The following is a 21,883-nucleotide window of genomic DNA, read 5'->3' on the forward strand; positions in this document are numbered from 1 at the left end:
TTATGGAAACAAAACAGGAAAATGTGATCCGTACAGACTATTCGGAGATCATGCAGAAATCATATATCGATTATGCCATGAGCGTTATCATCTCCCGAGCACTCCCGGATGTAAGAGATGGTCTGAAACCTGTACAGAGAAGAACTTTATATGATATGTATGAACTTGGGATCCGTTATGACCGCCCGTACCGTAAATGTGCCCGTATCGTCGGAGATACAATGGGTAAATATCATCCACACGGCGACAGCTCTATCTATGATGCACTGGTCGTTATGGCGCAGGACTTCAAGAAGGGCAGGACGCTGGTAGACGGACATGGAAACTTTGGCTCCATCGAGGGCGACGGCGCTGCAGCGATGCGTTATACAGAAGCACGTCTGGAGAAACTGACACAGGAAGTTTTTCTTGGAGACCTTGACAAGAATGTTGTTGATTTTGTGCCGAACTTTGACGAGACAGAGAAAGAACCGTCGGTTCTTCCTGTCAAGATCCCGAACATTCTGGTGAATGGTGCAGAGGGAATCGCAGTCGGCATGGCGACCAGCATCCCGCCGCACAATCTCGGTGAAGTCGTAGATGCGGTCAAGGCATACATGAAGGACAATACGATCAGTGTCAAAGGACTGATGCGTTATATTAAAGGACCGGATTTTCCGACCGGCGGACTTGTAGTCAACAAGGATGACCTCCGTAAGATCTACGAGAGCGGAACCGGCAAGATCCGTCTCCGTGGAAGAGTGGAGATCGAGAAACTCAAAGGCGGCAGGAAACAGCTCGTCATCACAGAGATCCCGTATACGATGCTCGGGGCAAATATCGGTAAATTCCTGAATGATGTTGCATCCCTGGTTGAGACGAAGAAGACTACAGACATCGTGGACATCTCCAACCAGTCCTCCAAGGAGGGAATCCGTATCGTTCTGGAACTCAAGAAGGACACTGATGTAGAAAATCTCACCAACATGTTGTACAAGAAAACACGTCTCGAGGATACGTTTGGCGTAAACATGCTGGCGGTTGCAGATGGCAGACCGGAGACATTAAGCCTTAAGCAGATCATCGAGCACCATGTGGAATTTCTGTTTGATGTCACAACAAGGAAATACAGGACCCTTCTTGACAAAGAGCAGGAAAAGAGAGAGATCCAGGAAGGTCTTATCAAGGCATGTGACGTGATCGACCTGATCATCGAGATCCTGCGCGGAAGCAAGAACCGTGAGCAGGTCAAGAAATGTCTGGTGGAGGGCGTGACAGAAGGAATACGTTTCAAGACCAAGGTAAGTGAGAAGGCAGCTTCAAAGCTCAAATTTACAGAGAAGCAGGCAGGTGCGATCCTGGATATGCGTCTCTATAAGCTGATCGGACTGGAGATCGAGGCACTTCAGGCAGATTATCAGGAGACGATGAAGAATATTGCCGAATACAAGGATATCCTGGATAATTATGACTCCATGGCAGCGGTCATCATCAGGGAACTGGACGGCATCAAGAAGGAGTATGGAAGCAAACGCCGCACTTCCATCGAGAATGCCGAGGAAGCTGTCTATGAAGAAAAGAAGATGGAAGAGACAGAAGTCTGCTTCCTGATGGATCGCTTTGGTTATATGAAGCTGATCGACAAAAATGCCTATGAACGAAACAAAGAAGCAGCACACAATGAGAACCGCTGCGTATTCCTGTGCATGAACACGGACAAGATCTGCATCTTTACGGACAAGGGCAAGATGCATACGATCAAGGCAGTCGATATTCCACTGGTACGTTTCAGAGATAAGGGAACACCGGTAGATAACTTAAGCAACTATGACAGCAGCCAGGAGCAGATGCTGTATGTAGCGCCGCTTGGACAGATCAAACAGGATCAGATCCTTTTTGTGACAAAGACATCCATGTGTAAACTGGTTGATGGTGCTGAGTTTGATGTGACCAAGAGAACGATCGCATCCACGAAACTTGCTGAGGATGACGAACTTATTTTTGTCGGCAGTGCAGGTGAGATGGAGCAGGTGGTGTTCCAGAGTAACGGCGGTTATTTCCTCCGTTTCCTGAAACAGGAGATCTCCACCGCCAAGAGAGCAGCTCTCGGCGTACGTGGAATGAAGCTTGCAGACGGAGATCATCTGGAGCATGCATACCTTCTCGGAGGTCATCAGGAATATGCGATCTCCTACCACGACAAGGAGTACTCCCTGAACAAAGTACGCCTCGGAAAACGCGATACCAAAGGCATCAAACCAAGGATATAACAAGAGATTTCAAAAAATCCTTGCTTTTCAGACCTTATGGTGCTATTATATGAGATAACATGATAACGGATGATCAGAGAGTGGACTTCGGTCCACTCTTTTTGCGAGATTGATTACTATAAGCAGTTCCGCGATCATTCTGATGTGCGAAAGGCAGGTGGAAAATATGAGCAGACGAGATGAATATGAACAGAAGGCAGAGGCAATGCTGGCACCGATCGTTGAGGCAGCAGGTTTTGAACTTGTAGATGTAGAATACGTCAAGGAAGCAGGCAACTGGTATCTTCGAGGATACATCGACAAGCCGGGCGGGATCACGGTCAATGACTGCGAAGCAGTAAGCCGCGCGTTCAGCGACAAGCTGGATGAGGATGATTTTATCGAAGACAGCTATATTATGGAGATCAGTTCCCCAGGTCTTGACAGACCGTTAAAGAAAGAGAAGGATTTTGTCAGAAGCATGGGCAAACTGGTAGAGATCCGTACCTATCGTCCGATAGAGAAACAAAAGGAATTCTGCGGGATTTTAAACGCATATGATGATAACAGTGTGACGATCGAGGAGGACGAAAACGGCACCTTACGCACATTTGAAAAGAAAGACATAGCCCTGATCCGGCTGGCAATTGAATTTTAACTGATTAATGAATACGATGCACCTATATGCTTTGATAAAATGAGGAGGAAATAAAAAAAATGAACAAAGAGTTAATGGACGCTCTGAATGTCCTGGAAAAAGAAAAAAATATCAGTAAGGATACACTTCTGGGAGCAATCGAGCAGTCTCTGATCCAGGCATGTAAGAACCATTTCGGTAAAGCTGATAATGTACATGTAATGATCAATCCTGAAACCTGTGATTTCAGTGTTTACGCTGAGCGTGAAGTAAAGGAATTCGTAGAGGATCCTGCACTGGAGATCTCACTTACAGACGCACAGAAGATCAATGCCAACGCAGAACTCGGAGACGTGATCAAAGTTCAGATCCAGTCCAAGGAATTCGGACGTATCGCAACACAGAATGCTAAGAACGTCATCCTTCAGAAGATCCGTGAGGAAGAGCGCAAAGTTCTTTACGATCAGTACTACGGAATGGAGAAAGAAGTCGTTACAGGTATCGTACAGCGTGTCATGGGCAAAAATGTCAGCATCAATCTTGGCAAGGCAGATGCGATCCTCGCTGAGAATGAGCAGGTCAGAGGAGAAGAATTCCATCCGACAGAACATATCAAGGTATACATCCTGGAAGTTAAGGATACTCCAAAAGGACCGCGTATCCAGGTATCCAGAACACATCCGGGTCTCGTAAAACGCCTCTTCGAATCCGAAGTTGCCGAAGTAAGAGACGGCACAGTAGAGATCAAGAGCATTGCCAGAGAAGCAGGTTCCCGTACCAAGATCGCTGTATGGAGCAATGATCCTGACGTAGATCCGGTTGGAGCATGCGTTGGTATGAACGGTGCGAGAGTAAACTCCATCGTAGAGGAACTCCGCGGCGAGAAGATCGATATCATCAACTGGGACGAAAACCCGGCGATCCTTATTGAGAATGCATTAAGCCCGGCCAAAGTCATTGCAGTAATGGCTGATCCGGATGAGAAGACAGCACTTGTTGTTGTTCCGGACTACCAGCTTTCTCTTGCAATTGGTAAAGAAGGACAGAATGCACGTCTTGCAGCCCGCCTGACAGGATTCAAGATCGACATCAAGAGTGAGACACAGGCCAAAGAATCCGGTGATCTTTACGACTATGATGAGGAAGAAGAATTCTACGAAGACGAAGCAGCAGAAGATGCAGAAAACGTAGAAGAGTCTCAGGAAGCAGAAGAAACAGAAGTTTCTGAAGAGGTTTCCGAAGAAGAGACAACAGAAGAATAAGATCTATGAAGACAAAAAATAAAATTCCGATGCGCCAGTGTACCGGCTGCAGAGAAATGAAAAGCAAAAAAGAAATGATCCGTGTCCTTAAGACACCGGAAGACGAGATCGTTCTTGACACCACAGGCAGAAAGAACGGAAGGGGCGCCTATGTATGTCCATCCACCGAATGCCTTGACAAAGCGATCCGCAATCACGGGATCGAACGGTCTCTCAAGACCAGCGTTCCCGAAGAGGTCTACGAAGACCTGAAAAAGGAGTTAAGTAAGATTGAAAAACAACAATAAAGTGTTATCTCTTCTGGGGCTTGCCACAAAAGCCGGCAAGGTTGCCAGCGGAGAATTTTCGACAGAGAAATCTGTCAAGACAGGGAAAGGCTTCCTGGTTCTGGTTGCAGATGATGCATCCCAGAATACCAAGAAAAAATTCCAGAACATGTGTGATTTTTACGAAGTACCGATCTACTTTATTGCCAACAAAGAAGAACTGGGCAGATTCTGCGGAAAAGAATTCCGCGCCAGCCTTGCGGTACAGGATGAAAACTTTGCAAAAGCAATGTTAAAAGAACTCCAGAAATTATAAAGCTGCGGTGTGCAGCAGTGATTGAAGGAGGGATCCATGTGCCGAAGATCAGAGTGCATGAACTTGCCAGTAAACTTGGCAGATCGAACAGAGAAGTCATTGAATTTCTAAAAGCAAACGGGGTAGAAGTCAAAAGTCATATGAGTACTCTTGAGGAACCCAGTATCCGATTAATAAAACAAAAATTTTTAACCAGGGGAAAGGAGCAGATTACCAAGGTGGATAATTCCAGAACAGAAGAAAAGACGGTAACAGCGAGACCAGAAGCAGACAAAGCAGAGGCTCCTAAAAAGAAAAAAAATATCATTCGTGTATATCATGCACAGAATGCAAGTGACGGCGGCAAAAACAGACCGAAACGTCAGAACAACAATACAGACAAAAGACCAGTCGCAAAGCCACAGGCTCAGAAGCCGCAGGCAGCTCAGAAACCGGTAGAGGAAACTGCAAAGAAACCGCAGACTGCACAGGCAGAGGCACCGAAGAGCGCAGCACCGGCACAGAACAATTCTGCAAGACCGCAGAGACAGGAACAGTCCGGTTACAATAACAACAGAGGACAGAACCGCCAGAATAACCGCGACGGAAGAGACAATAACCGCGGTGGTGAAGGTAGAGGCCGTGACTTCCGCGGCGGCGAGAGAAGATTCTCCGACCGCAATGGAAACGGCGGACAGGGTCGTCCGAACCGTGACGGAAACCGTCAGGGAAGACCGCAGGGCGAAGGACGTCCGGCGCGCCAGGGTGACGGGAACGGCCGTCCGATGAGAGGTCAGGGCGGCCGTCCGCAGCAGGGTGGTCAGGGAAGACCACAGCAGGGCGGAAACGGAAGACCAGACGGCAACAGAGGAGGCTTCGGCGGAAATAACCGTGGCGGACAGAGATCCGGTGGCGGAAGAAGAGATAACGATGCTGTATTCACACCAGAACTGACCAAGACATCCAAGGACAGCAAGAGAGAGCGTGACAGAGAGAACAAGAACAAGAAGAAAGACTTCGAGAAATCCAGTGCAGGACATAATCGCCCGAACCAGGGTGGAAGAAGAAACCTTTCCAGGATCCCGAAGGCTCTGCAGAAACCAACTCCTCAGCCGAAACAGGAAGAGAAGAAACCAGAAGTAAAAGAGATCACACTTCCAGAGAAGATGACCATCCGCGAACTGGCAGAAGCAATGAAGATGCAGCCGTCCGTGATCGTTAAGAAGCTCTTCATGGAAGGAACCATGGTAACTGTAAACCATGAGATCGACTTCGAGAAAGCTCAGGAGATCGCTCTGGACTACGATATCATCGCAGAGCCGGAAGAAAAAGTAGACGTTATCGGCGAACTCCTCAAAGAAGAGGAAGAAGACGAAGCAGATATGGTTTCCAGACCGCCTGTAGTATGTGTTATGGGTCACGTTGACCATGGTAAGACATCCCTTCTGGATGCGATCCGTGATACCCATGTAACAAGAGGTGAGGCCGGAGGAATCACACAGCATATCGGTGCATCTGTTGTAGAGATCAACGGACAGAAGATCACATTCCTGGATACACCGGGACATGAAGCATTCACCGCTATGCGTATGCGTGGTGCAAACTCCACAGATATCGCAGTTCTCGTCGTAGCAGCAGATGATGGTGTCATGCCGCAGACAGTAGAGGCGATCAGCCATGCCAAAGCAGCAGGCGTTGAGATCATCGTTGCGATCAACAAGATCGATAAACCAAGTGCAAACGTAGAGAGAGTAAAACAGGAACTTTCCGAGTATGAACTGATCCCGGAAGACTGGGGCGGAAGCACCATCTTCGTACCGGTATCCGCACATACAGGAGAAGGAATCGACACTCTGCTTGAGATGATCCTTCTTTCTGCAGAAGTCCTGGAACTCAAAGCAAACCCGAACCGTGCAGCGAGAGGTCTCGTGATCGAAGCACAGCTTGACAAAGGTAAAGGACCGGTTGCTACGATCCTCGTACAGAAGGGTACTCTCCATGTCGGAGATTTCATCGCAGCAGGTGCATGCAGCGGTAAAGTACGTGCCATGATGGACGACAGAGGAAGAAGAGTCAAAGAAGCAGGACCGTCCACACCAGTTGAGATCCTTGGTCTCAGTGATGTTCCGAATGCAGGTGAGATCCTGATGGCGTTCCCGAGCGACAAGGAAGCCAAGAACTTCGCAGCTACCTTCGTTACAGAGAATAAGAAACATCTGCTTGAAGAAACCAAAGGCAAACTTTCTCTGGATAACCTGTTTGATCAGATCCAGGCAAGTGACCTCAAGGAACTGCCGATCATCGTCAAAGCAGACGTACAGGGATCTGTTGAGGCTGTGAAACAGAGTCTTACCAAACTTTCCAATGAGGAAGTTGTTGTCCGCGTGATCCATGGCGGCGTTGGTGCAGTCAATGAATCTGACGTATCCCTTGCTGCAACTTCCAATGCGATCATCATCGGATTCAACGTTCGTCCGGACGCAATGGCAAAACAGCTTGCAGATCAGGAAGGCGTAGACCTGCGTCTCTACAGAGTCATCTATCAGGCAATCGAAGATGTAGAAGCAGCCATGAAGGGTATGCTTGACCCGGTATTCGAAGAGAAAGTCATCGGTCATGCAGAAGTCCGCCAGCTCTTCAAAGCATCCGGCGTTGGTACGATCGCAGGAAGCTATATCCTCGATGGTATCTTCCAGAGAAACTGTAAGGTTCGTATCACCAGAGAGGGAGATCAGATCTTCGAGGGAGAGCTTGCATCCCTGAAACGTTTCAAAGACGATGTCAAAGAAGTCAAAGCAGGATACGAGTGTGGTCTTGTATTTGACGGATTCAATGATGTCAAAGAAGAAGATAAAGTAGAAGCTTATATCATGGTAGAAGTACCAAGGTAATTGGTAATAGAGAATATCCCGCGAGGTGTTTTGGCATAAATATGCCAAAATCCCGAGACATGCGGGGCAAAATGCTATCACCGAAGGTGATGTGGAATGCATTTTGACCAAGTTACAGCGAATATAATGAGCAGTAACTTACCGAGATAGGAGTAAAATAAATGAGAAAGAACAGCATTAAGAATACAAGGATCAACGGAGAGGTTCAGAAAGAACTTAGTACGATCATCAGAAATGAAGTCAAAGATCCTCGCATTCATCCAATGACTTCTGTCATGGCTGTGGAAGTTGCACCTGACCTCAAGACCTGCAAGGCATTTATCAGTGTCCTTGGCAGCAAAGAGGCCAAGGATGCGACCATCCAGGGTCTTAACAAGGCAGAAGGTTATATCAGAAGACAGCTTGCAAAGAACCTGAATTTAAGGAATACACCGGAGATCCGTTTCATCCTGGACGAATCCATTGAATACGGTGTAAACATGTCCAAGCTGATCGACGATGTAACCAGAAAAGATGCTCAGGCAGGAAAACCGGACGAGGAAGAATAAGCCAGTCCGGATCCTGACCAGAAGAGCAGTGCATACAGAATAAGAGAGGATATCATGAAAAATATTTCAGAAGTGCTGGAAGGCGTGAAAACAATAGGAATTGGTGGTCATGTCCGACCGGATGGTGACTGTGTCGGTTCCTGTATGGCTTTGTATCTGTATATCAGAACTTATTTTCCGGATGTGGATGTAAGCGTATATCTCGACCATCCGAAGCCGATCTTTGGACATATCGATCATATCGATGATATCAAAACAGAAGTAGAAGAGGGCAGAGAATTTGATCTGTTCATTACCTGCGATGTCAGCGCGCGTGACCGCCTGGCAGTTGCGGGAGATGCTTTTGACCATGCGGCAAAAACCGTCTGCATCGATCATCATGTGAGCAATCCGGGATTTGCGGATGTCAACTATATCCGCGGAGAAGTCAGCTCCTGCTGCGAAGTCCTCTACGGACTCCTGGATCCGGACAAAGTAAACCGTCCGATCGCGACAGCAGTCTATACAGGAATGATCCATGATACAGGAGTATTCCAGTATTCTTCCACTTCCCCGGATACGATGCGTATCGCAGGAGAACTGATGAAGCAGGAGATCCCTTTCAGCAAGATCATTGATGAATCTTTTTATGAGAAGACATATCTTCAGCTTCAGGTCATGGGCCGTGTTCTGGCAGAGAGCATTCTTCTCCAGAACGGCAAATGCACCGTAGGCTACCTCCGCAGAAGAGATATGGAATTTTATGGAGTTGAGGGAAGTGACCTTGACGGGATCGTCAGCCAGCTTCGTCTGACAAGGGGCGTGGAAGTCGCGATCTTTATCTATGAGACTGAGACACAGCATTTCAAGGTTTCCCTCCGTTCCAACGGCAAGGTGGATGTGAGCAAAGTTGCCGTATTCTTTGGCGGCGGCGGTCATACAAGAGCAGCGGGCTGTGACCTTGAGGGCTCCATGTATGACGTTATCAATAATCTGACCGCAGAGATCGAGAAACAGTTCTGCGAAGAGGAGGCATAATGGACGGAGTTCTGGTCATTCGCAAAGAGAAAGGCTACACTTCTCATGATGTGGTCGCAAAACTTCGTGGGATCCTCCACATGAAAAAGATCGGTCATACCGGAACACTGGATCCTGATGCGGAGGGAGTTCTTCCTGTTGTTCTCGGCAGAGCGACCAAGCTGGTCGATCTTCTGACCGAAAAGCGCAAGACATACGAGGCACTTCTTCACCTCGGGATCGAGACAGACACACAGGATATGACAGGAACGGTTCTGAATGAAAAGCCGGTCACTGTTTCTGAAGAAGAAGTAAAAGCTGTAATCGAGAGTTTCCTCGGAGAGCAGGAGCAGATCCCGCCGATGTACTCCGCGCTCAAGGTAAACGGAAAGAAGCTGTATGAACTCGCAAGAGAAGGCAAGACCGTCGAGCGCAAAGCCCGCCCGGTCTGCTTTTATGAGATAGAGATCCTTGAAATGGATCTTCCGATGGTACGTTTTTCTGTTACATGCAGCAAGGGAACTTATATCCGGACTCTGTGCCATGATATTGGACAGAAACTGGGCTGCGGTGCCTGCATGGAAGAACTTACCCGTACAGCATCCGGTGAGTATCGCTGGGAAGACAGCATCACACTGGATGAAGTACAGAAAGAAATGGAAGAAGGAATCCTTGAGAAGAGGATTCTTTCTATTTCAGAAGTGCTCAAGGCTTATCCGGAGATCCGCTGCAATAAATTCGGAGACAGGCTTCTTCTGAATGGCAATGCGCTTCCAGATAATATGACAGAAACACAGCACAAAAAAGGCTGGGTGCGGATGTGCACCAGCGAGGGGAATTTCCTGGGGATCTACGAGTGGGACAATAAGAAACACCGTTATCAGCCTCAGAAAATGTTCCTCTGAAACATCGGAGATAAGCAGGAGTCAGAACACATGGAATACATCAAGATCGAAGGACAGTTTCCAAAGTTTTCCAACTGTGCGGTAACGCTGGGGAAATTTGACGGAATTCATCGCGGACACAGGAAACTGATCCAGAAGATTCTGGAACACAAAAAAGAATATGGTACAACTTCCGTAGTTGTAGCTTTTGTGTCCGACCGTCAGACCATCCTCACAGGGGAAGAGAGGAGACTGCTTCTCGAAGATATGGGCGTGGATGTCCTTCTGGAATGCCCGTTGAATGAGCAGATCAGACATATGAAAGCGGATCAGTTTATCCGCCAGATTCTGATCGGTTCTCTGCAGGCATCCTTCGTGGTAGTCGGAGAGGATTACAGATTCGGATATGAACGCAAAGGCACGCCGGACCTTCTTAAGAAAGCCGGTCTGAAATATGGCTATGAAACAGAGATCGTCCCGAAGGAAATGGACGGAAGCCGCAAGATCAGCAGTACCTTCATCCGTGAAGAACTGAAGAAGGGCAATATGCACAAGATCTCAGAGCTTCTCGGAACAGATTTCTTTGTGGCAGGTGAGGTAGAGCATGGCAAAGGTCTGGGACACAAGAAATTTTTCCCGACCACAAACCTGGTCCCGCCGAAACAGAAGCTGATGCCGCCGAACGGTGTCTATGTGACAGTGTCAAAATTTGGCGACACAGAGTATCAGGGAATCACCAATGTCGGATACAAGCCGACCGTCGGAGAGGATTTCCTGGGTGTTGAGACCTATCTTTTTGACTGTGATGAGGATTTGTATGGGAAGGACTGTATCGTTTTCTTCCGCAAATTCCAGCGCCCGGAGCACAAATTTGCTTCTTTTGAGGCGCTCAAAGCACAGATCGCGAGGGACATCGAGGCAGGCCATGCTTTTTTTGAAAAATAAGTTCAAAAAATAAATAATTATGTTGTTTACACGCCAGATGTTTTATGCTATACTATTTGAGGTGTAAATCAGCCCATATTCAGAGATTGGAATCTCCAACCGTTTCTTAATATGCGGCGGTTCATTAATAATAATATTTTTAAGGAGGAAATCACAATGATTTCAAAAGAAAAAAAACAGGCAATCATGAAAGAATATGCAAGATGCGAGGGTGACACAGGTTCACCGGAAGTACAGGTAGCAGTTCTTACAGCAAGAATCCAGGAGCTGACAGAGCATTTACAGACACATCACAAAGATCATCACTCCAGACGTGGTCTTCTGAAGATGGTTGGTCAGAGACGTGGACTTCTGGCATACCTGAAGAAAACAGACATCGAAAGATACCGTGCACTGATTGAGAAATTAGGTTTAAGAAAATAATTAGTATACGGACGGGGCGGATAAACCATCCGCCCCATTTTTAAATCACAAAACAAAATAGACAGAAGTTATTTCCGAGACTACTGAAAAGTTCATCAGGAAAGATCCGGGTGGTTTTTTCAGTTGTTTCGGACTTCTGTAAAATTAAAACGCAAGAAATAAAAGGAGAAAAAGTATGTACAAAAGTTATTCTATGGAATTAGCCGGCAGAACACTGACTGTAGATATCGGTCGTGTTGCAAAACAGGCTAACGGCGCAGCTCTGATGCATTATGGTGATACAACTGTGCTTTCTACTGCAACAGCATCCAAGGAGCCAAGAGAAGGAATCGATTTCTTCCCTCTGAGCGTTGAATATGAGGAAAAAATGTATGCAGTAGGCAAGATTCCAGGAGGATTCAATAAAAGAGAAGGAAAGGCAAGCGAGCATGCGATCCTGACATCCCGTGTTATTGACCGTCCGATGCGTCCGCTGTTCCCGAAGGACTACAGAAATGACGTAACTCTGGTAAACATGGTTATGTCCGTAGATCCTGAGTGCAACCCGGAGATCCCGGCTATGCTTGGTTCTTCCATCGCAACCTGCATTTCCGATATCCCGTTTGACGGTCCGTGCGCTACCACGCAGGTAGGTCTGATCGACGGCGAGTTTATCATCAACCCGTCCCTGGCTCAGAAAGAACTTTCTGACCTTCAGCTGACTGTTGCTTCCACAAGAGAGAAAGTTATCATGATCGAAGCCGGCGCAAATGAAGTACCGGAAGATACCATGATCGAAGCAATCTACAAAGCTCATGATGTAAACCAGGAGATCATCCGTTTCATCGACAAGATCGTAGCAGAGTGCGGCAAAGAGAAACATCTCTACGCTTCCTGCGCAGTTCCGGAAGAACTGTTCGAGGCGATCAAGAAGATCGTTCCGTCCGAAGAGATGGAAGAAGCTGTCTTCACAGACGATAAACAGACAAGAGAAGAAAACATCCGTGAGATCACAGCAAGACTTCAGGAAGCATTTGCAGACAATGAAGAATGGCTGGCTGTTCTCGGAGAAGCAGTATATCAGTATCAGAAGAAAACTGTCCGCAAGATGATCCTTAAGGACCACAAACGTCCGGACGGCCGTCAGATCACACAGATCCGTCCTCTGGCAGCAGAAGTAGACATCATCCCGAGAGTTCATGGTTCCGCTATGTTCACCCGTGGACAGACACAGATCTGCACCATGACAACTCTGGCTCCGCTTTCTGAGGCACAGAGAATTGACGGACTTGACGAGTTTGAAACATCCAAGAGATATATGCACCACTACAACTTCCCGTCCTACTCTGTAGGTGAGACCAAACCATCCAGAGGACCGGGACGTCGTGAGATCGGTCACGGTGCACTGGCAGAGAGAGCTCTTGTTCCGGTACTTCCGTCAGCAGAAGAGTTCCCATATGCGATCCGTACTGTATCTGAGACATTTGAATCCAACGGTTCTACTTCTCAGGCAAGTATCTGTGCATCTACCATGTCCCTTATGGCAGCAGGTGTACCGATCCGCAAACCGGTTGCCGGTATCTCCTGTGGTCTTGTTACAGGTGCAACAGACGATGATTACATTGTACTGACAGATATCCAGGGACTTGAGGACTTCTTCGGAGATATGGATTTCAAGGTTGCAGGTACACATGACGGTATCACAGCAATCCAGATGGATATCAAGATCCATGGTCTGACAAGACAGATCGTAGAAGAAGCGATCCGCAGAACAAAAGAAGCAAGAGAGTACATCCTTACAGAGGTTATGGAGAAATGCATCGCAGCTCCTCGTGACCATGTAAATAAATATGCACCGAAGATCGTTCAGATCCAGATCGATCCTCAGAAGATCGGTGATGTAGTCGGACAGAGAGGAAAGACCATCAATGCGATCATTGAGCGTACAGGCGTTCAGATCGATATCACAGATGAAGGTTCCGTATCTATCTGCGGTGTTGACCAGCACGGAATGGATGAAGCCAAGAAGATGATCAAGACCATCGCAACAGATTTCGAGGCAGGACAGATCTTTGAGGGAACTGTCGTAAGCATCAAGGAATTTGGCGCTTTCGTTGAGTTTGCTCCTGGCAAAGAAGGAATGGTCCACATTTCCAAGATCAGTGACCACAGAATCAACAAAGTAGAGGACGTTCTTACTCTTGGCGACAAAGTAAAAGTAATCTGCCTTGGCAAAGACAAGATGGGCAGAATGAGTTTCAGTATCAAGGATGTACCGGAAGAAGCATAAAAATGAGATATCATAATATAACCAAGGACGATATGCTGAACGGAGACGGACTCCGTGTGGTACTCTGGGTTGCAGGCTGCAATCACTGCTGCCGGGAATGCCAGAATCCCATCACTTGGGATCCGAACGGAGGCCTTCCTTTCACCGAAAAAGAAGAAGCAGAGATTTTTGCCGAACTGGATAAGGATTATATCAGCGGAATCACTTTCTCAGGAGGGGATCCGCTTCATCCGTCCAATATTTCAGCCGTAACCGCCCTTGCACGCAAGATCAGAACAAAATATCCAGACAAGACCATCTGGCTTTATACAGGTTCACGCTGGGAAGAAATCCAGCAGGAAGAGATCGTCCGTTATCTGGATGTGCTCGTAGATGGTGAATTCCAGGTGGACAAGCTGGATCAGAGTCTGAAATGGAAAGGATCTTCGAACCAGCGCGTGATCAACGTTCCGGCGACACTTCGGGAGCAGAAGATCGTTCTTCATGCAGACTGAGAGATCCAGGAGGAAAACATGAAGAGAATCGCAAAATTTCACAAAGTAAGTGAAGAGCGTTTTGTGGCAGACTGGAAGGATACTTTTCCGGAGACACAGGAAAGCGCGATCACTGACATTTACAATGAGATTAAACTTCCGGCAAGAGCAACTGCAGGAAGTGCAGGATATGATTTCTATGCACCTGTCGATCTGACACTGAACCCGGGAGAGACTGTCAAGATCCCTACCGGTATCCGCGTCGAGATGGAGCAGGACTGGGTTCTGAAATGCTATCCGAGAAGCGGACTGGGATTCAAATACCGTCTGCAGCTCAACAATACGGTTGGAATCATTGACAGCGATTATTTCTATTCTGACAATGAGGGACATATTTTTGCAAAGATCACCAATGACAGCAACGAAGGCAAATCTGTCAGCATTCAGGCTGGCACAGGCTTCATGCAGGGAATCTTTGTAGAATACGGAATCACTGTAGATGATGACGCAAAGGGTGTCCGCAACGGTGGATTTGGAAGCACCACCCAGAAATAAAGATATAGATACAGCAAATATAAAAGCGGAGTTTCCGGACTTGAATATCCCGAATACTCCGCTTATTTTGTGCTGTGAAATAGTAAATTGAATGAATAGAAGTCTCTGTTATTCTAACGGTGCGCCTGCTGCCTCTGCCTTACGTGCATTGTCAAGAACAATGTCAAAAGCTGTAGCTGCTGCCTGATATTCAGCATCATCATCGATGTTGGCAAGCATCGGATCGCCCTTCTCTGTGCGGGAGAAACGGTACAGATAAACTTCACCGTTCTGGTTCTGACCATTCTCATCCAGTGGAAGGAGTGCAATATACTCCTGTGCATCTACCGGGAAGATCGTAAGGATCGCGCATTCTACTTCGGTATCGTCGTCCAGTGTCAGAGTAATGGTGTTGTGCTGTTCCTCAGAAGCATTACCGCCGCAGTCCAACCCACAGCTTGCACAGTCACTCGGTGCACATGCAGAATTTGTAAATTCGTCACTCATAATTGATATTCCTCACTTTTGTTTTTCTTTTGGTTATTTTATTCATTTTATCAGAAAATACGGGGATTTACAACGGTTGTTCTGTGCAAAAAATAAAAAAATGTATTTCAACTCACTCTGGAATCATGTATAATAAATAAAGACAGACTATGAAGATGGAAATGAAGGAGATACACAATGAAATTTGTTTCATGGAATGTAAATGGAATCCGTGCATGCCTTACCAAAGGCTTTGAAGAGAGGTTTCAGGAACTGGATGCAGATATTTTCTGCCTGCAGGAGACGAAATGCCAGGAGGGACAGGTCAAACTTGAGCTTCCGGGCTATCATCAGTACTGGAACTACGCAAACAGAAGAGGATATTCCGGAACGGCAATCTTTACGAAACAGGAGCCGCTTTCGGTTTTTTATGGAATTGGAATAGAGGAACACGACAAAGAAGGCCGTGTGATCACACTTGAATTTGAGAATTTTTATTTCGTGACAGTATACACGCCGAATTCACAGAGCGAGCTGAGACGGCTTGAGTACCGAATGGAGTGGGAGAGAGATTTTCTTGCTTATCTTCTCGGGCTTCAGGAGAAGAAGCCTGTCATCTGCTGCGGCGATCTGAATGTTGCACATCAGGAGATCGACCTCAAGAATCCTAAGACAAACCGTAAGAATGCCGGCTTTACAGACGAGGAGAGAGCATGCTTTACAAAGGTTCTTGAGAGTGGATTTATCGATACATTCCGCTATTTTTATCCAGATCAGGAAGGAAGCTATTCCTGGTGGTCCTACCGCTTCAAGGCGCGTGAGAAGAACGCAGGATGGAGGATCGACTATTTTATCGTTTCGCCTGCACTGAAGGATAAACTGCAGGATGCATCGATCCACACAGAGATCATGGGCTCAGACCATTGTCCGATCGAGCTGGACATGGAATCATTCTGAGAGTAAATACAAGAAGGAGAAAAAGTTATGTACGATCAAAGCAGGCTTTTGGTGCACGAGGGCAATCCGATGCTGCCTGGTGCTACGAAAGTTTCTGGGGGAATGAATTTTGCGGTGGAGGTTCCCTGTGATACAGAGGCCTCGCTGATCCTGTACCGAAAGGGAGAGAAGGAGCCGGAGGCTGAGATTCCTTTTGCAGAATCAAACAGGACCGGTCGGATGTGTGCGATGATGGTATCCGGGTTTAAGCCGGAGCAGTATGAATATAATTTTCGGATAGATACAAAGATCTGTCAGGACCTATATGCTCGCGGGCTGGCTGGAAGAGAGACATTTGGCAGAGTGTCAGAGGATAAGGACGAGCACAGGATCCGCTGCAGTTTTCCGAATCTGAGAGAATACAACTGGGAAGGCGACGTTTCCCCAGGGATCTCCTATCAGGATATGATCCTCTACAAAGTCCATGTCAGAGGCTACACCAGACAGGCGAAGGTGGCACCAAAGAAAAGAGGTACTTTTGCAGGGCTTAAGGAGATGATCCCTTACTGGAAGGAACTTGGGATCAATGCAGTCGAGCTGATGCCGGCATATGAATTTATGGAGAGGTCCACAGTGGAGCCGGGCAAGGCGATGATCCGCCAGAAACATCACAAGGACAAAGTCAACTACTGGGGCTACCTCCCGGGATTTTATTTTGCACCCAAGAGTGCCTACTGTGCGACGAAGAAACCACACAAGGAATTCTGTGACATGGTGAGAGCTTTCCACGAAGCAGGGATCGAATGCATCATGGAAATGTATTTCCCGGCAGATACCGCTCCGATGAAGGCACTTTATGCGCTGTGGTTCTGGAAGAAATATTACCATGTGGATGGATTTCATCTGCTGGGTGATGGCGTTCCGGGAGAACTGATCGAGAGAGATCCGTTCCTCTATGGTGTCAAAAAGATGTTTTCCGACATTTCCGGACAGCCGGAGAAGGAAAACATGCTGGCAGAGTACAACAGAGGGTTTATGCAGGATATGCGCCGCCTTCTCAAGAGCGACGAGGGAATGGTCGCGGGGGCACAGTTCCATATCAAGCGTAACACAGGCAATTTCGGGACCATCAACTATATGGCAAGCCAGGACGGTTTTACCCTGTATGATACAGTGACTTACAATTACCGTCACAATGAGGCAAATGGTGAGGACAATCACGATGGAAGTGATTATAACTATTCCTGGAACTGTGGAGTAGAGGGTGCGTCCAGGAAGCAGGCCATCCGCCGCCTGCGTGAACAGCAGCTTCGAAATGCGTTCCTGATGCTGCTTCTGAGCCAGGGAACACCGATGATCTATGGCGGAGATGAGTTCGGCAATTCCCAGAACGGAAACAACAATGCCTGGTGCCAGGACAACAGTGTGGGCTGGACGGACTGGAAATGCATGAAGAAGCAGGAGAAGCTTTTTTCCTTTGTCAAAAAGGCAATCGCATTTCGTAAGGATCACCCGATCCTCCATATGCCGAATGAGCTGCGGAGCGTAGACTATATGGCAAAAGGCTTCCCGGATGTTTCCTTCCACGGCGAGCGTGCCTGGTTCTTAAACATGGAAAACACCAGTCGCCTCATTGGCATCATGTACTGCGGAGCATATGCACAGAAGCCGGATGGAACGGATGACGACTTCCTTTATATAGGATACAATTTCCACTGGGAGAAACGAAATATCGCGCTGCCAAACCTTCCGGATGGAATGACCTGGAAAAAGATCGCCGACACCTCAGACCAGGAGGAGAAGAACTGGTTCTGCGAAGGCGAAGAAACTTACAAAAAAACAATAGACATCAATCCACGTACCATTGTGGTACTGGTGGCAAGGCAGGGGGAGATTGAGAATGCATCCGTGGCTGCACTTCAAGACGATAACAAGGCATAAATTACTGGTGATGAAATATTGTTTCCGGATCGGCTTATATAAGCAGGGACTGCTTCACGACCTTTCCAAGTATACACCGGCAGAATTTCTGGTGGGATGTAAATATTATCAGGGAACGAGAAGCCCGAATAATGCAGAGAGGGAAGATATCGGAGTGTCCACTTCCTGGCTCCATCACAAGGGCAGGAACAAGCATCATTTTGAGCACTGGGTCGACTATTCTCTTGATGGGGAGCATGTGATCATGGGGGCGCAGATGCCGCGTAAATATGTGGCAGAGATGGTCATGGACCGGATCAGCGCATCCAGGAATTACCTTGGAGATGCCTATGACGACAGCCAGCCGCTGGATTATTTTCTCAAGAGCAAAGAAAAACTCTGGTTCATCCACCCACAGACAAAGAAGGAACTGGAGGCGCTTCTTCGCATTTTGAATGATCATGGCGAGGAAAAATTACTTCATTATATTAAGCACAGATATCTGAAAGAAGAAACAAGAAAGATCAAATATTGAGATATAGCAGGAATTAGAGTTTAAAAAGCCTTTTTTTCATCGAAACAGATTGAAATTCGATGAGGAGAGGGTTTTTTTATTATAATAAACAGTATATAACAGTTGACAACAGTACTATACTGTTATATACTGTTTGTAGAAGGAGGGATGAAGTTGAATCTTATTATAAACCATACTTCCATGGAACCGATCTACGAGCAGATCATGACACAGATCAAGGCAGAAGTGATCGAGGGGACGCTGACTGCAGGAGATGCACTTCCCTCGGTGCGTGCACTGTCCAGAGAACTGAAGATCAGTGCTCTTACAGTAAAAAAAGCCTACGACAGTCTGGAAGCAGAGGGGATGGTCGTGACTGTCCATGGGAAGGGAAGTTTTATCGCAAATACAAATCAGGAACTTTTGATGGAAGAGCGGCGCAAGGAACTGGAGAAAGAACTGGAAGCCACCGTACGTAAGGCACGTGCCGGAGGACTGACGGCGAAGGAAATCCGTGAGTCGTTTGAGATCATAATGGAGGATGAGATATGTTAGTGCAGCTGGAGCATGTAAGAAAGAAATATGGCAGTTTTACACTGGAACTGAATATGCAGATTCCTGAGGACCGAATCATCGGGCTGATCGGGGCAAACGGAGCCGGTAAGAGTACGACATTCAAGCTGATGCTCGGGCTTATCCGCCCGGATCAGGGAACCGTGGAAGTGCTTGGCAGAAATGCCGCGGATCTTGGCGCAGAGGAGAAACTGGAGATTGGAGCCGTGTTCTCCGACAGTGGCTTTTCCGAATACCTGAAAGTACAGCAGCTTATCCCGGTCATGAGTCGTTTTTATCCGGATTTTCAGGAAAAAGAGTTTCGTGAAAGATGCGAAAGATTTCAGATCCCGCTGAATAAACAGATCAAAGAGTTTTCCACAGGAATGAAAGCGAAGCTGAATGTACTTCTTGCACTCAGCCATGGCAGCAGACTGCTGCTCCTTGACGAGCCGACGGCTGGGCTGGATGTGGTCGCAAGAGAAGAGATCCTTGATCTTCTGCGGGAATATATGGAGATCCCGGGACGCTCTATCGTGATCAGTTCACACATTTCCGGCGATCTGGAGCATTTCTGTGATGAACTGTATATGATCCATGAAGGCAAGATCGTCCTTCATGAAGAGACAGATCGTATTCTTGGGGAATATGGATTCCTCAAAGTATCAGATCAGGAATACGAGGCCCTTGACAAAGAATATCTTCTGCGTGTGAGAAAAGAGTCCTTTGGTTACAGTTGTCTGACAGACCAGAAGAACTATTATCTGGAAAACCACCCGGGGATCGTAGTCGAAAAAGGCAGTGTAGATGAGGTGATTTCCATGCTGGTGAAAGGAGAGAGATTATGAGCGGTTTATTAATGAAAGACCTGGAATTACTCAAGGTAAATATAAAAACGTATTTCATTGTTTTTGCGGTTGGGATCATTTATCTGTTTGTCCAGACAGACGGAAGTATTTTTTTCATAAGCTATATGATCTTTGTAAGTCTCAGTGTCACCGTCGGAACGATTTCCTATGACAGTTATCATCATGGAATGAACTTCCTGATGACCCTGCCATTTACCAGAAAAGAATACGTGATATCCAAATATCTGACCGCAGCAGGCGTCACACTGGCAGCAGGCATTCTTTCCATGATCCCGGGACTTCTCAAAGCGCAGTCTGTCAGTACACGGAAAGAATTCCTCATAAGTACAGGTGCTGTTATGATCTGTGCCGGTATCTTTCTGGCAATCCTGCTCCCGATGCGTCTGAAATACGAAATCGAAAAATGCCGGATCCTCATGGTCGCACTGATAGCAGTCATTTTCCTGCTCGCCGCCGGCGGAAAGAAAGCATTGGAACTCTGCAAAGGAAGTGCAACTCTCCATCTCCTGAATACATTTGCCGGATGGCAGATAGCGGCTGCGATGATCGTGGTCATGGTTGTTTGTATGGCAGTGTCCGTGAAGGTCAGCGAGGGGATTATGGAGAGGAAGGAGTTTTGAGACTACAGTAGGAATAGCTAAAAAAGATATATTCAACACCTAAAAACAATATTAGTAACTAAAATATTGACTAAATAAGGAAAACTGGCGTATAATAAATTAAGAAAATAGAATTGTTCATTAAGGAGGGTCGCAGGATGAACGATATTAATATGATAATTGCCAGAAACATCCTCACAATTCTTAAAAAGCAGAATAAAAAGCAGGTTGACCTTGCAGAAGCGTTGCAGACCAATAAGCAGACAATTAGTAAAATGCTTAACGGAGCACGTATGATCAATGCGATAGAGCTGAAACAAATTTCAGATTTTTTGGGTGTTAAAATGGAAGAGCTGACCAAGATTCCAGCACATATTCCAGACACAGATGTTATACATGTATTTATGGGAAAAGTTGAATCTGAACAGGCAAAAAATGCTCTGCAGATTGCAGATAAACTTTCGGATATGATTCTATTCCACAGCAGAGTAAGGGAAAATGGCACAGAAATGATGGAGGTATGAGATTTCTAATGGGCGATATTATTGACGAAAGCTTATACAAAAAGCAGAACATGCAATTTGAAAGAACCAATGAAACAGCAAAAGCATTTGCGGCTAATTATTGCGGAAATACGATAATAAGAGACTCAATATTTGGAATTGCCTCCAATTATGCAAGAAAACGGGAATTATCCCTGGAAATACTCAGATATCCATTTAAAGATGATGAACTTTGGGCTTTTACATTCATAAAAAAAGGAACTATTTTTCTTTGTGTGAATTCCGATCTGCCTGTGTGTAAACAGATTTTTGCAATGGCACATGAACTGTATCATATTCATTGTTATGCAGAAGATATTAATACTAACACAATTACAGGTGGTTCTTTATTAGATTCAAGAACGGCAGACGAAGAGGCAACTTCGCAAGAAGATCTGGAGGCAAATGCGTTTGCCGGTCTGTTGCTAATGCCAGATGCAAGCGTGATAGAACAGTTCAAAATGTTTGGGCTTTCAAAAGAAAAACTGGACGTTGATGGTGTAATTATTTTGATGGATATTTTTGCACTTCCGTATAAAGCAGTTATTTTGCGATTGGTTGAGAGTGGAATAATTGAAGAAAAAAAGGCTAGGGAATTACTGAAAGCAGATTCAAAATACATCACTGATAGAATAAAATTGACAGGTAAAGCAGAGCGATGGCAAAAAGATAGTAATGATCTGATTTATTATGGAAGTCTGCTCGAAAATTTAAAGTTCAATTCAGAACATGATCTGCTTGTCAATACCAGAGAAAAGTCAGACAGAGCATACTTGGAAAAAATCAGCAGAGAATTTCGAAAGGAAAGATAAGG

23 protein-coding genes are annotated in these 21,883 nt (G+C 46.4%); 22 read left to right on the top strand and 1 reads right to left on the bottom strand.

Annotation, left to right across the window (positions count from 1 at the left end):
* Positions 1-2: 2 nt before the first annotated feature.
* The 14 genes from DWX28_RS01295 (at position 3) to DWX28_RS01360 (ending at position 14,672) form a co-directional block, all read left to right on the top strand.
* Positions 3-2,249 carry a DNA gyrase/topoisomerase IV subunit A gene (locus DWX28_RS01295; RefSeq protein ID WP_118251434.1) on the top strand — a complete coding sequence of 749 codons (2,247 nt, stop codon included), beginning with the start codon at positions 3-5 and terminating at the stop codon, positions 2,247-2,249.
* A gap of 166 nt (positions 2,250-2,415) precedes the next feature.
* A complete protein-coding gene (rimP, locus tag DWX28_RS01300; RefSeq protein WP_022214895.1) occupies positions 2,416-2,886 on the top strand; it encodes a ribosome maturation factor RimP in 471 nt (156 codons plus the stop codon).
* 59 nt (positions 2,887-2,945) lie between these two features.
* Positions 2,946-4,127, top strand: coding sequence for a transcription termination factor NusA (gene nusA, locus DWX28_RS01305; protein WP_118251435.1), 1,182 nt, complete (start codon positions 2,946-2,948; stop codon positions 4,125-4,127).
* A 5-nt stretch (positions 4,128-4,132) separates the two neighbouring features.
* The gene (gene rnpM, locus DWX28_RS01310) at positions 4,133-4,414 is read left to right on the top strand and encodes an RNase P modulator RnpM (protein WP_118251436.1); all 282 of its coding nucleotides are present in this window, start codon (positions 4,133-4,135) and stop codon (positions 4,412-4,414) included.
* Positions 4,398-4,709, top strand: a complete 312-nt coding sequence (locus DWX28_RS01315; RefSeq protein WP_022214892.1) for a L7Ae/L30e/S12e/Gadd45 family ribosomal protein — start codon at positions 4,398-4,400, stop codon at positions 4,707-4,709. Before rnpM ends, DWX28_RS01315 begins: the two co-directional genes overlap by 17 nt.
* A 38-nt stretch (positions 4,710-4,747) precedes the next feature.
* On the top strand, positions 4,748-7,579 hold the full coding sequence (gene infB / locus DWX28_RS01320) for a translation initiation factor IF-2 (protein ID WP_118251437.1): 2,832 nt from the start codon (positions 4,748-4,750) through the stop codon (positions 7,577-7,579).
* A 161-nt stretch (positions 7,580-7,740) separates the two neighbouring features.
* Positions 7,741-8,127, top strand: coding sequence for a 30S ribosome-binding factor RbfA (rbfA, locus tag DWX28_RS01325; RefSeq protein ID WP_022214890.1), 387 nt, complete (start codon positions 7,741-7,743; stop codon positions 8,125-8,127).
* A 54-nt stretch (positions 8,128-8,181) separates the two neighbouring features.
* Positions 8,182-9,144 (top strand): DHH family phosphoesterase, encoded by a 963-nt coding sequence (locus DWX28_RS01330; protein WP_022214889.1) that lies wholly within the window; start codon positions 8,182-8,184, stop codon positions 9,142-9,144.
* Positions 9,144-10,028 carry a tRNA pseudouridine(55) synthase TruB gene (gene truB / locus DWX28_RS01335; RefSeq protein ID WP_118251438.1) on the top strand — a complete coding sequence of 295 codons (885 nt, stop codon included), beginning with the start codon at positions 9,144-9,146 and terminating at the stop codon, positions 10,026-10,028. Before DWX28_RS01330 ends, truB begins: the two co-directional genes overlap by 1 nt.
* Before the next feature lie 30 nt (positions 10,029-10,058).
* Complete coding sequence (locus DWX28_RS01340; protein ID WP_118251439.1) at positions 10,059-10,952, top strand: bifunctional riboflavin kinase/FAD synthetase; 894 nt, start codon at positions 10,059-10,061, stop codon at positions 10,950-10,952.
* Positions 10,953-11,108: 156 nt separating this feature from the next.
* Positions 11,109-11,375, top strand: coding sequence for a 30S ribosomal protein S15 (gene rpsO / locus DWX28_RS01345; protein WP_015542977.1), 267 nt, complete (start codon positions 11,109-11,111; stop codon positions 11,373-11,375).
* 175 nt (positions 11,376-11,550) lie between these two features.
* On the top strand, positions 11,551-13,644 hold the full coding sequence (locus DWX28_RS01350; RefSeq protein ID WP_022214886.1) for a polyribonucleotide nucleotidyltransferase: 2,094 nt from the start codon (positions 11,551-11,553) through the stop codon (positions 13,642-13,644).
* A gap of 2 nt (positions 13,645-13,646) precedes the next feature.
* Positions 13,647-14,138 carry an anaerobic ribonucleoside-triphosphate reductase activating protein gene (gene nrdG / locus DWX28_RS01355; RefSeq protein ID WP_118251440.1) on the top strand — a complete coding sequence of 164 codons (492 nt, stop codon included), beginning with the start codon at positions 13,647-13,649 and terminating at the stop codon, positions 14,136-14,138.
* A gap of 18 nt (positions 14,139-14,156) precedes the next feature.
* Positions 14,157-14,672 (top strand): dUTP diphosphatase, encoded by a 516-nt coding sequence (locus DWX28_RS01360; protein WP_022214884.1) that lies wholly within the window; start codon positions 14,157-14,159, stop codon positions 14,670-14,672.
* 108 nt (positions 14,673-14,780) lie between these two features.
* Here the strand turns inward: DWX28_RS01360 and DWX28_RS01365 are convergent, their stop codons facing one another.
* Entirely contained in the window at positions 14,781-15,158 is a 378-nt protein-coding gene (locus tag DWX28_RS01365; protein WP_022214883.1) for a DUF1292 domain-containing protein, read from the bottom strand.
* Positions 15,159-15,335: 177 nt separating this feature from the next.
* Between DWX28_RS01365 and DWX28_RS01370 the strand changes: the two genes are divergently transcribed.
* The 8 genes from DWX28_RS01370 (at position 15,336) to DWX28_RS01405 (ending at position 21,881) form a co-directional block, all read left to right on the top strand.
* Complete coding sequence (locus tag DWX28_RS01370; protein ID WP_022214882.1) at positions 15,336-16,094, top strand: exodeoxyribonuclease III; 759 nt, start codon at positions 15,336-15,338, stop codon at positions 16,092-16,094.
* A 27-nt stretch (positions 16,095-16,121) separates the two neighbouring features.
* On the top strand, positions 16,122-18,014 hold the full coding sequence (locus DWX28_RS01375) for a Type II secretory pathway, pullulanase PulA and related glycosidase (RefSeq protein ID WP_118251441.1): 1,893 nt from the start codon (positions 16,122-16,124) through the stop codon (positions 18,012-18,014).
* The gene (locus tag DWX28_RS01380) at positions 17,974-18,528 is read left to right on the top strand and encodes a DUF5662 family protein (protein ID WP_022214880.1); all 555 of its coding nucleotides are present in this window, start codon (positions 17,974-17,976) and stop codon (positions 18,526-18,528) included. Before DWX28_RS01375 ends, DWX28_RS01380 begins: the two co-directional genes overlap by 41 nt.
* Positions 18,529-18,681: 153 nt before the next feature.
* A complete protein-coding gene (locus DWX28_RS01385; protein ID WP_118251442.1) occupies positions 18,682-19,062 on the top strand; it encodes a GntR family transcriptional regulator in 381 nt (126 codons plus the stop codon).
* Positions 19,056-19,907 carry an ABC transporter ATP-binding protein gene (locus tag DWX28_RS01390; protein WP_118251443.1) on the top strand — a complete coding sequence of 284 codons (852 nt, stop codon included), beginning with the start codon at positions 19,056-19,058 and terminating at the stop codon, positions 19,905-19,907. Before DWX28_RS01385 ends, DWX28_RS01390 begins: the two co-directional genes overlap by 7 nt.
* A complete protein-coding gene (locus DWX28_RS01395; RefSeq protein ID WP_118251444.1) occupies positions 19,904-20,548 on the top strand; it encodes an ABC-2 transporter permease in 645 nt (214 codons plus the stop codon). The genes DWX28_RS01390 and DWX28_RS01395 overlap by 4 nt, the downstream gene beginning before the upstream one ends.
* A gap of 137 nt (positions 20,549-20,685) precedes the next feature.
* A complete protein-coding gene (locus DWX28_RS01400; protein ID WP_022214876.1) occupies positions 20,686-21,051 on the top strand; it encodes a helix-turn-helix domain-containing protein in 366 nt (121 codons plus the stop codon).
* Between the two features lie 8 nt (positions 21,052-21,059).
* The gene (locus DWX28_RS01405; protein WP_022214875.1) at positions 21,060-21,881 is read left to right on the top strand and encodes an ImmA/IrrE family metallo-endopeptidase; all 822 of its coding nucleotides are present in this window, start codon (positions 21,060-21,062) and stop codon (positions 21,879-21,881) included.
* Positions 21,882-21,883: the final 2 nt, after the last annotated feature.

This window comes from Blautia sp. AF19-10LB, assembly GCF_003461245.1.
In the GTDB taxonomy this organism is placed as follows: Bacteria; Bacillota; Clostridia; order Lachnospirales; family Lachnospiraceae; genus Blautia_A; species Blautia_A intestinihominis.

Bases quoted from the DNA above. Each gene is read 5' to 3' on its own strand.
- DWX28_RS01295 (WP_118251434.1), top strand. From the start codon at position 3: ATGGAAACAAAACAGGAAAATGTGATCCGTACAGACTATTCGGAGATC.
- rimP (WP_022214895.1), top strand. From the start codon at position 2,416: ATGAGCAGACGAGATGAATATGAACAGAAGGCAGAGGCAATGCTGGCA.
- nusA (WP_118251435.1), top strand. From the start codon at position 2,946: ATGAACAAAGAGTTAATGGACGCTCTGAATGTCCTGGAAAAAGAAAAA.
- rnpM (WP_118251436.1), top strand. From the start codon at position 4,133: ATGAAGACAAAAAATAAAATTCCGATGCGCCAGTGTACCGGCTGCAGA.
- rbfA (WP_022214890.1), top strand. From the start codon at position 7,741: ATGAGAAAGAACAGCATTAAGAATACAAGGATCAACGGAGAGGTTCAG.
- DWX28_RS01330 (WP_022214889.1), top strand. From the start codon at position 8,182: ATGAAAAATATTTCAGAAGTGCTGGAAGGCGTGAAAACAATAGGAATT.
- truB (WP_118251438.1), top strand. From the start codon at position 9,144: ATGGACGGAGTTCTGGTCATTCGCAAAGAGAAAGGCTACACTTCTCAT.
- DWX28_RS01340 (WP_118251439.1), top strand. From the start codon at position 10,059: ATGGAATACATCAAGATCGAAGGACAGTTTCCAAAGTTTTCCAACTGT.
- rpsO (WP_015542977.1), top strand. From the start codon at position 11,109: ATGATTTCAAAAGAAAAAAAACAGGCAATCATGAAAGAATATGCAAGA.
- DWX28_RS01350 (WP_022214886.1), top strand. From the start codon at position 11,551: ATGTACAAAAGTTATTCTATGGAATTAGCCGGCAGAACACTGACTGTA.
- nrdG (WP_118251440.1), top strand. From the start codon at position 13,647: ATGAGATATCATAATATAACCAAGGACGATATGCTGAACGGAGACGGA.
- DWX28_RS01360 (WP_022214884.1), top strand. From the start codon at position 14,157: ATGAAGAGAATCGCAAAATTTCACAAAGTAAGTGAAGAGCGTTTTGTG.
- DWX28_RS01365 (WP_022214883.1), bottom strand. From the start codon at position 15,158: ATGAGTGACGAATTTACAAATTCTGCATGTGCACCGAGTGACTGTGCA.
- DWX28_RS01370 (WP_022214882.1), top strand. From the start codon at position 15,336: ATGAAATTTGTTTCATGGAATGTAAATGGAATCCGTGCATGCCTTACC.
- DWX28_RS01375 (WP_118251441.1), top strand. From the start codon at position 16,122: ATGTACGATCAAAGCAGGCTTTTGGTGCACGAGGGCAATCCGATGCTG.
- DWX28_RS01380 (WP_022214880.1), top strand. From the start codon at position 17,974: ATGCATCCGTGGCTGCACTTCAAGACGATAACAAGGCATAAATTACTG.
- DWX28_RS01390 (WP_118251443.1), top strand. From the start codon at position 19,056: ATGTTAGTGCAGCTGGAGCATGTAAGAAAGAAATATGGCAGTTTTACA.
- DWX28_RS01395 (WP_118251444.1), top strand. From the start codon at position 19,904: ATGAGCGGTTTATTAATGAAAGACCTGGAATTACTCAAGGTAAATATA.
- DWX28_RS01400 (WP_022214876.1), top strand. From the start codon at position 20,686: ATGAACGATATTAATATGATAATTGCCAGAAACATCCTCACAATTCTT.
- DWX28_RS01405 (WP_022214875.1), top strand. From the start codon at position 21,060: ATGGGCGATATTATTGACGAAAGCTTATACAAAAAGCAGAACATGCAA.